This window comes from Methylorubrum sp. GM97, assembly GCF_024347855.1.
Lineage (GTDB): Bacteria > Pseudomonadota > Alphaproteobacteria > Rhizobiales > Beijerinckiaceae > Methylobacterium > Methylobacterium extorquens.
Genome location: NZ_AP025942.1, coordinates 2,597,807 through 2,611,308, shown reverse-complemented (window position 1 = coordinate 2,611,308; position 13,502 = coordinate 2,597,807). Strand labels below are relative to the sequence as shown.

The window sequence follows — 13,502 nt, the reverse complement described above, 5'->3', positions numbered from 1 at the left end:
GCGAGGCCGATATTGCTCATCGCGAAGGTGCCGCCGACGCTGACCGCGCCGGCCTTGCCGCCCGCGACGGTGACGCCGGCCGCGATCGCGACGATGTCGGTCGTGATGGTGTTGTTGGCACTCGCCGCGACGGAGAGTGCCCCCGTCGTCGTGACCGGGCTGCCCACCAGGGTTGCCGAGACGTTGGCGCGACTACCGAGCGAGGGCGTCTCGCTCAGCGTGTGGGCCGTCTCGTCATAGGCGGTCCAGGCACCGATCTCGTTATAGGCGATGGAGATGCCGAGCGCGCCCGCGCCGCCATCGCCGGCCCCGCCGCCGATGGACGCCGCGGCGCCGACGACCAGGGACTTGATCGTCGCGCTGCTGCTCGCCGAGACGGTGACATCGCCCTTCGCGTCGATCGACGCGTTCTGGCCCGTGGCCGTGGCGCTGCTGTTGATCTTGTTGACCGCGGCGACGCCGGCACCGGAGACGGCGATGCTCTTGTCGGCGCTCGCGCTCACCGCGACGCTGGCTGCCGCGGCACGCGTCTCGATGGTGCCCTGCCGCGTCGCGTCGATGGTCACGCCGCCGGTGAGGGTCGTGACATCGGCGTTCCTCACGGTCGCCGTGACGTTGCCGCTGATCTCATTGATCGCGACACTGGCCGCGAGTGCGACCGTCACCGACTTGCCCTGGCCGAACGAGCCGGCCACCGAGGCCGCGCCGACATCCGACGAAATGATCGACGCGTTCTTGGCGGTCACCGCGAGGCTGCCGGCCTCGATCGCGACCGACGTGCCGTCCGCAGCGTAGAGCTCCGCCGTGGTGGCGACGTTGACGGTGTTGCGCGCACCTGAGCCATTGAGGCTCGCCGTGCGCGCGTCACCGGTTCCGCTGCCCGAGACGCCGACCGAGACCGTCACGGTCGTCGCATCGATATCGGCCTTGGACTCGGCGCGCACGCCGACGGCACCGGTGGACCGCACCGGCGTGCCGGCCACTGTCGCCCGCACGGCCGTGCCCGAGCCGCCGATGACGTTCTGCGCGTTCGAGACGCCGAAGGCGACGCCCGTCGCCTTCCCGTCGGCCGAGCCGGCGACGGTAATGGCGGCCGCGCCGGTCAGCGCGGCGATCTTGGCGCTGTCCGTGGCCGAGACAGAGAGACTGCCGACCTTGGCGCCGCCATTGGCGCTGTCCCCGACCTTGGAATCGGTGATCTCCGCGATCGTCGATCCCTTGACCGTGTTGATCGAGAGCGCGCCGCCGCCGCTCACCGAGGCGCCATCGCCCTTCGAGGAGATCTGCGCACCGACGGCGGCCGCGTAGGTCTGCGCGAAGATGTCGGCGCTGCGGTTCGCCGCCACGGTGACGTCGCCGAGAGTCGCGAGATTGGCGACCTGCGTGATCCGCGCGGCCACTTCGCTGGTGATCGCATTGTCGGCGAGCGACAGGGCGATGGCGAGGGTCGACTTCGAGGCGGTGTTGCTCGCATCCGCGCTCAGGTTGGCCGAGAGGCCGAGGGCGACGGAGGTCGCCCGGATGACGGCGGTATCCTTGGCCGAGACGTTGATCCCGCCCGTGCCGGAGGTGACCGCGTCGTCGCTGCTGCCGGTGCCGTCGATGACGGCGGAGGCCGAGGTGACGACCTTGTTGCGCACGAACAGGCCGCCGCCGGACAGCGCGATGTTGCCGTCGGTGCTGGTGCCGCCGCTGCCGCCCGTCGAAACGCCGACCGCCATGGCGGTCGCGAGCGTCCGGGCCTCGATCCGGCCGCCCGATTCGGCCTCGACCGACACCCGGCGCCCGGCGCTCAGCCGCGACTTGGTGACGTTCGCCTTCACGTCGAGCGAGCGCGCCTTGTCGGCGGCGAGGCTGCTGGTGCCATCGACCGGGATCAGGCTGAGGTTGTAGCCGATCATGTTGAAGGCGAGCGAGACGCCGATCGCCACTGCCTGGGCCGTGCCCTTGCCGACGACGACGGCCGCCGCCGCGGCCTCGACCGAGGCCGTGATGGTGGCCGCGCTCTTGGCGGAGACGGTGATGTTGCCCTGACCGCCGGTGCCGTCGGTGACGCTCGGAGCCTGGCTGCCGGATGCGGTGATCCGGCTGTCGGCGATCCGCGCCTCGACGCCGCCAAGGATCGTGTTGACGCCGAAGGCGCCGCTGCCGGAGACGCCGAGATTCTTGCCGTCCTCGGTGCTCAGCAGCACGGCGATGGCGGTGGCCGCGACCTTCGCGGTGATGGTGGCGGTGTTGGCGGCGGTGACGCTGACGTCGCCCGCGCTCGCCGTGAGGTCGCCGATCCGGTCGAGGCCGGCTTCGAGCACGACGTCGAGGATGGTGTTGCGGGCAAAGCTGGCAGCGACGGAGATCGAGCGCGTGGTCGTCGCGGTGCCGGTCCCGCCCGTGTTGCCCGTATTGCCGGAGGTGTTCGTGCCGCCCGGGGCGCTGGTCGTGTCGGGCATGTTGTAGACCACCGCCGTGACGGGGGCCTTCACCACGGCATTGATGGTGGACGCACTGAGGGCGTTGACGGCCACGCCGCCCGCTGCCTTGAGGCTCGTCACGTCGGCGATGGTGGCGGAAGTGCCCACACGCACGAAGTTCAGGCCGGCGACGGCCCCGACGGTGGTCGCGGCCGAGCCGATCGAGGTGACGGCGTTCTCGATGGTGGCGCTGATGGTCGCCTTAGACAGAGCCTCCACCGAAACCTTGCCGGTGGCGTTGATCGGCTGGCCCGAGATCGAGGCGGTCGCGGCGAACTGGCCGCCCTTGGTCATCTGGCTGTCGAGATCGATCCCGGCCAGCAGTTCGGCGAGGTCGAACACCGCGTTGGTGCTCGGGCTGCCGATCTTGTTGAAGGCGGCGGTGATCCCGACGGCGGTCTCGCTCGAATCGACCGTGCTGTCGATCGTGGCGGTGATCGCGCCGGTGTTGCGGGCGCTCACCGCGACATTGCCGACGGTCGCGCTCGCGGTGGCGTCGCCGAGCGGGCTGCGGTCGATCGTGGCGGTGCTCGCGCCCATCACGACGTTCGAGGCGATCACCGCCTGGGCCGCGATGGATTTCTTGTCGCCGGCCTTGGTGCCCGGCTTCAGCTTCGACTCGACCTTGCTGTTCACCGTCGCGGTGATCGTCCCGCTCTGCTCCGCCTGGACGCTGATATTGCCGGCCTTGGCGACGGTCATGCCCGTGAGCGTCGCCGTGGCGGCGCTGCGCACGTCGTTGGTCACGAGGATGCCGCTGACGGCGACGGCGTAGGGCTTCGCCGGGGTCTGGCCGCTGGTGGTGTTCGTGTTGTCGGCCGGCGGCGTCGCCGAGCCGGCGATATCCTTGCTGTCGCCGAGGTTGAGCACACCCGGCGGCAGGAATTTCACGAACTCGCGGAGATTGTTTTCCCGCCAGCCATTGGCCTCCGTATAGGCCTCGGTCTTCAGGTCGGCGACGAGCTTGGTATCGCCGAAATAGACGTAGAGCTTCTCGACACCACCGACCTTCGCGAACACGATGTCGCCGAACGTGACGGTCTTCGAGCCCGATTCGGTCGTGTAGGTATAGTTGCCGAGGATCTTGTCGGCGAAGTCCTGCAGCACGCTCGGCTTGGTCAGGCTAGCGATCGCCGAGAGGGTGTTCAGCGAGGTGATGCTGCCGTTGCTGGTCGCCGCGATCGTCACCGCGCCGGCGGCATTGAGCGTCTTCGTCGGGTCGATGGCGGTGCCGGCCGTGTTGCTGCTGTCGATCCGCGCCACCGCCTCGGAATTCACGAGGTTGCCGGAGAGCGCGAAGCCGATCGCGTAGGCGCTCGCATCCTTGAGCACCGCCTGCGACGCACTGGCCTTATTGGTGAGCTGAGCGTTGATCGACGCGTCCGAACGCGCGGTCACGGCCAGCGTGCCGCTGGCGTCCGTCGTCGTGATAGTGCTGCGCAGGATCTGAGCGCGCGCCCCCGACGGATCGGCATCGTTGCCGCTGCCGGCGGCGATCAGCGGCTGCCCCGTGATCGTGTCGGCGGCGCGGAACAGGATGTTCTGCTCCTTCCAGCCGATGGTGTTGAAGGCGAGCGTGATCGACACCGCGCCCTGGTCGCTGGAGGTCGCGGTCTTGGCCGTGGCGTCGATGGTGGCGGTGTTGGCCGCATCGACCTTCATCCCGCCGCCGGTGACGGTGCTGTCGACGATCTCGGCCCGCGCCGTACCGAGGACGGCGTTGGTGGCGATGATGCCGCCAAGCGCGAGGCTCGTCGGCTGGCTCTTCGTGCCGAGCGTCCGGTCCGTGGACGGGTCGGCCGGCGTGGTCGGTGCCGGGGTGGTGACGTCGGTCGTCGGCTTGTAGGAGGCGGCCGACTTGACGGAGGCGGCGCTGTCGGCGGTCGCCTTGATCGTGGCGGTCTCGCTCGCCTGAACCGTGACCGTGCCACCCGCTGTGGCGGTGACGCCGGTGATGCGCGCGACGGCGTCCGCGTGGACGCTGTTGAGCACGACGAGCCCGCCGATCGCCAGCGAGGCGGAAGGCTGCGCCGCGACCGTGCCGAGTTTGGACGCGTTGTTGGCCGACGGGTCGCCCGTGGGAGCCACCGTCTCGGTCGAAGACGTGGCCGGGGCGGGCGTCGTGGTACCTGTCCCGGTGCCGGTGCCTGTCCCCGTGCCGGTCGTCGGCAGCTTCACGCCATCCGGAATGAAGTTGGACTCGAGAGCGCGCTTCCAGAGGAGCTTGTTGGTGTAGTCGGTGGCCGCGAGATCGATCTTCGCGTTGCCGCCCATGTAGATGAAGATGTCGCCAGCCTTGTAGGCGCCGGACTTGTCGGCGATCAGCGTCCACCGCGAGTCGTTTTTGAAATCCGGATCGAGCGAGTTGATCCCGTCCAGGGTGTTGGCGCCGACATACTTGTAGATCTTCTTGGTGAGATCCTCGATCGTATCGCCGGTCTTGACCGTGATCTCACCCTGCCCGGCCTTGTAGGTCGGCTTGGCGTAGCCGTCCGCGATCCGCACGCGCGTGCCGAAGGTGACGTCCTGCGCGTTCGCGGTCTTCGAAAGCTCGCCGTAGGCCGAGAGGTCGATGGCGCCGATGGTGTCGGTGCTGAGGCCGAACGGCTTCAGGAAGCCGTTTAGGCCGTCCTTCAGCTCCACGATCTTAGCCGCGGTCTCGATGACCGCACGATCGACAGCGACTTGCAGACGGATCAACTGGCCGACGCTCTTCTCGGCCAGATCGGTGCTGTTGCGCAGCGCGGCCTCGTCGAGATAGCCGAGGCGCGCCGCCTCGGCGGCGACCTTCAGCGCTTCGAGCCGCGCCTCGTCGACGGCAGCCGTGTCGAGCGAGGGCGTCTTCAGGGCGTCTTCGAGCGCGCCGGCCGCCTTCCCGATCCGCGTCTTGAGATCGGTCTCATCGTCGCTCGGGATCTTGGTGGTATCAATCGCCTTGAGCTGATCGACCAGGGTCTGGTTGACCTTGTCCAGATACTCCTGAGTGACTTTGCCGATCCTGAGTTCGAGCAGCTTGGTCTCGACCTGCTTGAGCAGCGTCGCGGGGCCGGCCTGAAGCTCCTCGACGAGCCCCTTCACGCGGGTGATCTGTGCGGTGACCTTCTCCTCGAAGGCCAGCAATTCGGCGGGCGCCCAATCGGCGCGGTTCTTGATGATGTTCGATTGAATCGTCGCCGACTGAACTTCGTTCGGGTTGGTCGAGAAGTCCGACGGCAGGTACTTGTTGAGCTTGGACTGGTTGGTGACGGCGCCGCCATCGCTCTTCGTGACGGTCGAACTCGTCACGATCTGAACGTTCGAGGTGATGCCGGCCGCATCCGTCGCCGTGACGGCCAGGGCTCCGCCGGCCGTGATGTCACGGGTCACGCCGGTGTTGTCGATGAGGGCGAAGGCGCTGCCGCTCACCTTGTTCGAGGCAAGAACGACACCGAAGCCGGTGCCGCCCGAACCGCTCGCGAGGTCGGCCGTGGAGGTCGCGGCATTGCTGACGGTCGCGTTGATCTTGGCCGCCGAAGTCGCCGTGACGATGAGGTCGCCGCCAGCCTTCGCCGAGGATTGGACGATCGTCGCCTTGGCGCCGGCGCCGATCTCGCCGCCGAAGGCCTTCGAGATGGCCGACTGCCCCATCAGCGTGTCGATGGTGTTGAACAGCAGGTTCTGGGTCTCGTAACCCACCGAGTTGAAGGCGAGCGTCACCGCGCCGGAAACGCCCTCGCCGCCCGATGTGGTCGATGACGCCCGGATGCGCGCATCCACGCCGGATTCGTTCTCGGCGCTGACTTCGAGATTGCCGGTCGTGGATTCCACCGTCGACCGCAGGACGCTGGCATCGGCGCCTCCGCGAACGACGTTGGTCGCCGCGATGCCGTTAGCCGCGATGAGCGTGCCGCCACCGGCGCCGCCGCTGGTTCCGGGCGTGCCGGTCTTCGACTGGAAGGAGGTGCCGCCGGACGACGTCACGGTGCTGAGGAGGGTGGCCGAGATGTCGGCGGCGTCCGCGGCATGGACCGTCAGGTCGAGAGCGGAGGTGACCGTGGCATCGGTGATGCGGGCGCCCGCGCCGCCGGTCACCTCGTTGAACACGATCAGGCCGCCGAAGGCCTTCGACGACGAGCCGGGCGCCCGGGCGGTCGGGGTCGGATCCGTCGAGCCCGCGGCGGGCGCCGGGGCCGCTGGCGGGTTGGCCACCGTGTCGAGCTTCGGCATGACCGTCTTAGCCGCCGCGGGAAGCCAGTTCGCGCTGGTGTAATCCTCGCCGTGGAGCGTGACCTTCGTGTTGTCCGCCCCGCGCCAGATGTAGATCGTGCCCGGCTCGCCCTTCGAGAGGGTGTCGGTCTTCGAGAGCAGGACGCCCTGGCCGGCCATCATGTACTGGAAGCCGCCGTTCGACGTGTAGCGCGCCTTCTGGCGCGTGATCGTCGTGGTGCCTTCCGCGGTCTTGATGGTGGTCGTGTCTTTGTCCAGGGTGTCGCCGGCCGTGGTGCCGGGCGTCGTGCCGGCCGCCGTCGGCTTTGTGGACACGATGGCCCCGTCATCGACCGCGAACCAACGGGCGGCGTTGGTGTAATCCTCGGTCGCGAGGTTGACCGAGGCGTCGGACGCAGCGACGAAGATGAACACCCGGCCCTTCAGCGCGGGCTCTTCGGTCCGCTTGGCGTCGGTGTTCGAGCTCGATCCGGCCGGGGTGGCGAAATCGGCAGCCAGCCGCACGCGGTCGCCGACCTTCAGCGCCTTGGTGCCGGATTTCGAGGTGTAATCGTAGATGTTGAGGGCGGTCGCGACCGCCTTCTTGGCCAGTTCGGCGACGCTGCCGGAAACCGACGACGCACCGATCATCGTGCTGGTCGATTCGATGCCGGCTTGGTTCTTGGCAGAAACGGTCACGGCGCCATCGGTCGAGGCGACGGTGGCTGCGGTCTGAGCCGGGGCCTGAGCGGCGACGGTTTCCGCGCCGATGAACGCCTCGGCGCGGGCGCTGACCTTGTTCAGGGCGAGCACCGCGCCCGCGGAGATTCCGCGCGCGCCGGTTTCCGCCTTGTGGACGGTTTCCTCGGAATCCGCCTGCTCGGCCTTGTTGCCGGCCTCGGCCGTGATCTTGGCCTGGCTGTCGGCGGTGACGGAGACGTCGCGCTTGGCCGTGACGGTGGAGCCGGTGATGTAGGCTTTGGCGCCGGCCGGGTTTTCCCCGTTGGTGGCGGTGGCGATGAGCGGATCGCCGACGATCGCGTCGACGGCGTTGAAGAGCGGGTTCTGCTGCTGGAAGCCGACCGTGTTGAAGGCGAGCGTGAAGCCGACCGCCGTGGTTTCGCCGGCAACGGACCCGGCCGCACTCGCCTCGATCGTCGATGTATTCTCGGCGGAGACGCTCACGCCTCCGTCTTCACTGGTGACGGTGCTGTCCTTGATGAAGGCGAGCGCACCGTTCTGCACGTTGTTGGAAACGAGCACGCCGTTGGCGGCCGAACCGCCCTCGGCCTCGACCTCGCTCTCGTCGGTGGCGTTGATGGACGCCTCCGACTTTGCCGTGACGCTGACGTCGCCGGTGGCCTGAACGGTGGTGTTGACGATCGAGGCCTTGGCCTGACCCGACACGTCGTTGCGGGCGAAGATGCCGCCCAAAGCGGTCGCCGAGGATTTCGCCGCCGTGATCTTGCCGGTCGGAGCAGCCGAGCCGCCAGTCGCACCCGGCACGACGTTGGTGGCGTCGAGCTTCTTCCAGAGCGCGAAGTCGGCAAAGTCCCGCGCCGTGTTGCCGAGATCCTCGGCGGCGGTGAAATCGGCGCCCATGTACTGGTACACGGCGCCCTTCTCGCCCTTGCCGGCCCAACTGTCGCTGAGGCGGATCTTCTCGCCGAACTTCACCTGCCGGCTGCCGGACGCGGTGGTGTAGGTGTAATCGCCGAGGAGCGCCGCGGCGTTCTTGCCGAGGCCGCTGACCGAGCCGGTCTTCTCGGCCGAAGCCGAGGCCGCCACGGCGGTCTCCGCCTCGATGCCGACCGTATCGGTGGCGGACACCGTGACATCCGTGCCCGAGACGGTCTTGCTCCGGGCATCGATCACCGCCTCGGCGGCGGCGCTGACGCGGTTCATCGCAACGAGACCGGAGACCGCCAGGGAGTTGACGCTCGCGGCCTTGGCCGCGGCGGTGACCGCGTTGCTCAAGGTCGAGGCGATCGTGCCGGACGACTCGGCCGTCGCGCTGACCGCGCCGGTGGCCGTGACCCGCGTGTTGGTGATGCGCGCGCTGGCCTGCGCCGTCGCCGGGTTGCCGAGATTGGTCCCGACCAGGGCGTTGAGGGTGTCGAATCCGAGATTGCTGCTCTCGTAGCCGATCGCATTGAAGGCGAGCTGGATGCCGCCCGCCCGCGCCGAGGTGGTCGGCGCAGTCGTTTGCCCCGATCCCGTCGTCGGCGTGGTGGTGCCCGTCGTCGGCGTCGTGGTACCGCCGGTCGAGCCGCCGGCGGCGGGATCGGCAGCGGCGTCTTCGGTGCCTGCGGGCCCGCTCGACAGGGCGGTGATCTGCGCCTGGACTTCAGCCTCGATCGAGCCGGTCGTCTTCGCCTCGACCGCGACCGCGCCGTCATTGCCGGTGGTCGTGACCTCTGCATCGGTGATGGAGGCGTCGGCCACCGACTGGATGGTGTTGGTCGCGATCACCGCATTGATCGCGAGCGCACTCGAATTCGACGTGCTGGACTTGTCGAAGGCCGAGGTCTGGCCCGGAACCGTGCTCGCCGTCCCGCTGCCGGCCGCGCCTTCCGCCGTCTCACCGGTCTGTTCCCGGATCGTGGCGATCGCCTCGACGGTCGCATCCGCCTTGGATGTGATCGTCGCGCCGCGCTCGGCGGAGACCACGACGCTGCCGGCATTCACCGTCGTCGTGGCGGAGGAGCTGCTGATCGCGGCACTCACGCCGCCCTTGATCTCGTTGCGCACGACGATGCCGCCGGCCGAGGTGCCGCCGGAGCCGGTCGTCTTGGCCGGCGCGGCCTCGGTCTCGCTGACCCGGCGCCAGAGATCCCGATCCGTGAACTTGACCGTCTTGAGGTCGAGCTTGTTCGCAGCGGTCCGATCCGCGCCCATATAGGCGTAAACGTCGCCCTTCGCGCCGATCAGCTCCCAGCTCGGGCCGGTGAAGTTCTCTTTCGACAGGTCGATCGAAGCCGACGTCGCCGGTGCGGTCGGCGTCTTGATGTAGCGGTAATAGGAGCCAACCTCGCCGCTGCCGGCCGGATGGCCGGGGCTCACGAGGACGATGTCGCCCGTCTTGACCGCCTTCAGGGTCGGGGCCTTGCCCGGCGTCGTGCCGCCCTGGGCCTGCTTCGTCGTCGACGGAAGGTTGGACTTGATCGCGTCGAGGGTGCTGACGGTCTTGATCGCCTGCTCGCCGAGCAGCGTCGAGAAATCGACGGCCACGCGCTGGCCGAGGGTGATCGCCACCGGCTGGCTTTCGCTCAGCTTGTAGTCGGACTTGATCTGCGGCTGCTTCGTCGGCAGGCCGCCATCGCTGGCCGCCTGGCTCGACGCCACGAGCTTCACGTTGGCGTTGATCGTCGAGAGGTCCGTTGCGCGGACGCCGAGCTCACCCCCGCTCGTGATGGTCGCGCCGCTGATCACCTCGGCGGTGGCCGAACGGTTCATGCGGTTGGTCGCGATCAGACCGCCGATGCTGCGCGAGCCCGCGCTCGTCACCGCGCCGGGCTCGCTACTCAACGTCGCCTTGCCGAGGAAGGTCCGAGCCTTGTTGATCGCCGTGCGCGTCGCCTGCGCCTTCGCTTCGTCGAGACGCGACTGCTCCGGGGTCGAAACGGTCACGGTGTTGCTGACCGTGGCGTTCACCGTGCCGGCACTGATCGCCTTCACCCCGACGCCGCCGGTCGTGGCCGTGGCGTTCGCCGCCTCGATCCGGGCACGGGTCGCCTGGGCGGCGGCAAAGGTGAAGAACCCGCTGCCGAGAATGGCGTCGATGGTCATCCCGACGACCTTGTCGGCCAGCTTATCGCTGCCGGTCAGGCCGTCCGGCCGGTAGCCGACGATGTTGAAGGCTGCCGCACCGCCGATGGCCGTGCCGCCGGACTTGCTCTCACCCGCGACCGAGGTCTGCACCCGCGAATCGATATTGGTCACGTCGGACGCGTTGACGGAGATGTCGCCGGTCGCGGCGCTCACGCTTCCGCCCTGGACGGTCGCCGTGGTGCTGCCAAGGACGATGTTGACGGCGTAGGAGCCGGCCACGCCGAACTTGCTCGCCGCGACGACGGCCTTCGCGTTGGTGGTCAGGTCGAGGGCGTTCTGCGCGGTCAGCGCGACGCCCTGCGCGCCCGTGACGACCGAATTCGTGACGGTCGCCGTGATGTCGCGCTCGACCGTGTTGACGGCGGAACTGCGGGCAATCCCGATCTGCTCGCGCTTCGCCTCTTCGGCGTCGCTCTCCTCCTCGAGGGTGTCGGTCCGGATCGGCTCGACGATGGCCTGCGCCTTGGTCGCATCCATCGCCACGACGGAGACAGCGCCGCCGGTCGCGGTCAGGCGCGCCGTCTCGACGACGGCCTTGGTGGAGCCGGTCAGCAGGTTGCGGGCCTGGACGGCGCGCGACTCGATCATGGTGTCGTTGGTGGCCGCGACAGCGAGGGACGCGGCGGCGACGGACACGCCGCGCACGGCGACCCGCACGGTGTCGTTCACGTTGATCTGGGCTGCACCCGCCTTCATCGGTGCGGGCAGCGAGTTGTCGGTCTCGCCGTCGCCCGCGACGAGGCCCGTCTCCGGGTTGGCCGGATCGGTGGCATCGGTGGCGGCGCGGATGCGCACGGCCAGGGTGCCGGCGTTGGCGGCATGGATCCCGGCGGCGCCCTCCGCCGACACGAGGGCGATATCGCCCGCGGCAGGCGCGCCAGCGGGAAGGCTTCCCGCGGCCGGCACGCCGAGATCGACGCTCGTGAGGCGCGTGACGGTCTGCGTGCCGCTCAGGCCGAACAGGTTGAGGATGTTGATGGCGGCAGCGGCTTTCGCGGCCGCGCTCGCCGCGCCGTCAAGCGCCGGGTCATCGAACTGGAACCCCGGCACCGACGCAGCATCCCGCGCGACGAGCGTGATCGTCGAGTCGGTCTTGTCGTCGGCCGAGATCTGAAGCGCGAGGGCAGGATCGCTGCCGGCAAGGGTGCCGGCGCCGGTCTGCTTGATCCGCGGATCGGTGCTCACCGCACTCGGAGCGACCGTCACCTGCGTCGTGTTGTTGATCGTCGTTTCGGCCGATTTGATCAGGGCCTTGGCGGCCAGTTCGGCGGGTGTGAAGATGTCGCTGAAGCTGCCCTCGCCCTTGATCGCGCTCTTGACCTTGTCGAAGGTGCCGGCCGCGGCGTCGGTCACTGTCAGGAGGCCGGGCAGAACGAGCCCGATGGCCTTCACATCGACCTTGGCCACCGTGTTGGCGGCGATCTTCACGGTCCCGCCGTTCACCGCCCCCTTGGCGCCGACGGCGATCGTCGAGCTGTTGGTCTGCTTCGGCGCGACGCTCTTGAGCTGCGACGTCAGGGTCGAGGTCAGCGTGACGGCGTTGTTGACGTCCGTGGTCAGGACGGCGTCGCCCGTCCCCGCATCGACCGTACCGGCGAGGGTGATTCCGGCAAGCCCGTTGGCGGTGACGCTGATGGTCGAGGTGTCGGCCGGCGCAATATCGGCGATGGCGATGTCGCTGCGGACGGCGACCCTCACGCCGGTTCCGCGGATGACGGCCCCGTCGTTGACGGTGACGGCCATCTGCGCCGTCGCGCTGCCGGAACGATCGAATCCGGATGTGGTGAGGACCGGCGTCACGGTCGCGTCGGCCGCGATGGTGACTTGGCCGCTGGCAGATAGCGTCTTGCCCGATGCGACGCTCAGGGTGTTGGCACCCTCGCCGCCCTTGAAGACGATGCCGAGATCGCCCGCCATCGCTGTAAGGTTGGCCGATACGGCGATGCTGTCATTGCCCGCCCCGCCATCGAAGGTGACGGCGAGATTTCCGGATGCGGCAGAGAGATCGGTGTCGAAGACGATTCTGTCCGCGCCCGCGCCGCCGCTGACCGAGAAGGAGGGTGCGGGCGGCAGGCTGGCCAGGTGGAGCGTGTCGTCGCCGCTGCCCAGGATCACGCCGAGGCTCGTCGTCGGCGCGGTAAAGGCGAGGCTGCCGAAGGTCGCCGCCGAGGAGCCGCTGGTCCTGGCCAGGGTGTAGCTGCTTCCGCCGCCGGACAGCGTCGCGTCGATGCTTCCCGCCACGACCGACGAGATGTCGAGCTGCAGGCTCTTCTTGCCGCCGCCGAACGTTCCGCTGAGGCTGCCGTTCGCACCGATCGTCAGCTTGTCGTCGGCTGAAGCCGCGCCGACGAGGTTGGCGACGTCCGAGAAGCTTCCCGCGAACTTGCCCGACGCGATCTCGCCGGCATTGGCGCCCGTCAGCTTGAACTCCGCGCCCGATTGCGTGGAACCGGTCGGGGTGTTCAGGAGGGCAAGGGTGTTGTCGAGATTGTTGCCGGGACTGGTCGGATCGGTGAACGCGAGAATCGGCTTTTGAGTGGCACCGAGAAGCTTGAAGGAGTCGGCATCGACCGTAATCGTCTCTTTGCCGCCCGACCCTTGAAGCGTGTAAGCTTGGTTTGAATTGGCATCGATGATGCCGAACGTGTGGAGCGGGTTCGTGCCCTGCGTCCCGTTCGTGTAGTCGAAGACCTGAATGCGCTGCACCGCCTTCGTAGCGCTGTTGATGGTCTCGTTCTGCTCGATCAGCTTGACGAGAAGCTGATGCTCCACGGTCGCAGCGTCGGACGGTGCGCCGATCTGATAGGTGATGTCGGAGTTGAGAAGAACGCGCGGCTCCAACGGATCGAAGATCAATCGATCGCGGTTGAAGAGTTTTCCGGCCTTGGTCTTCAGGTGCAGGACGAGCTGACGCTTCGACGGACGCGACGGGCGCGGTTTCTCCACGGCCATGCGCGCACGGTCACGGCGGCGGAACAGGGGACCCCAGAAGCCTTCCGACTTGAACGGAAAAGCCAT

1 protein-coding gene (cut by a window edge) is annotated in these 13,502 nt (G+C 68.4%); it reads right to left on the bottom strand.

All coding sequences use genetic code 11. The features are described 5' to 3' along the window. Nucleotides 1–13,502: the start of an LEPR-XLL domain-containing protein gene (locus tag MSPGM_RS12175; protein ID WP_261926382.1), read on the bottom strand. It extends 32,602 nt beyond the left edge of the window; only the first 13,502 of its 46,104 coding nucleotides appear in the window; its start codon is at nucleotides 13,500–13,502; the stop codon falls past the left edge of the window.